This window comes from Tenacibaculum larymnensis (assembly GCF_028829235.1).
GTDB classification, from domain to species: domain Bacteria; phylum Bacteroidota; class Bacteroidia; order Flavobacteriales; family Flavobacteriaceae; genus Polaribacter; species Polaribacter larymnensis.
Map to the genome: position 1 here is coordinate 1 of NZ_JAIWJY010000039.1, position 549 is coordinate 549.

Genomic DNA, 549 nt, shown 5'->3' on the forward strand with positions numbered 1-549 from the left:
TCTGGTGCTACTATGTCTTCTACAGTGATTACCTGAATATGAGTAGTCGTATTCCCTGAACAATCTGATACGGTCCATTTTCTGGTTATTAAGTATTCTGATCCACATGCGTCATCATCACCACTGGTTACTTCACTAGGAATTACTGTTACGGATGCATCACAATTATCAGTTGCTGTTAAGGTTTCCATTACTGGAATGTTATCACAACTTACTGTGATTTCAGCTGCTGGTAAAGTCTCTACAAATTCTGGTGCTACTGTATCTTCTACTGTAATTACCTGAATATGTGTTGTCGTGTTTCCTGAACAATCTGATACGGTCCATTTTCTAGTGATTAAGTATTCTGAGCCACAAGCATCATCATCGCCACTAGTTACTTCACTTGGAATTACTGTTACAGAGGCATCACAATTATCGGTTGCTGTTAAGGTTTCCATTACCGGAATGTTATCACAACTTACTGTGATTTCTGCTAGTGGTAAAGTCTCTACAAATTCTGGGGCTACTGTGTCTTCTACTGTAATTACCTGAATATGTGTTGTCGTG

At 39.0% G+C, this 549-nt stretch carries 1 protein-coding gene; it reads right to left on the reverse strand.

The features are described from left to right. Positions 1-549: HYR-like domain-containing protein (locus LCI24_RS16925; protein WP_476691258.1), on the reverse strand; the 549-nt coding region annotated here is incomplete at both ends.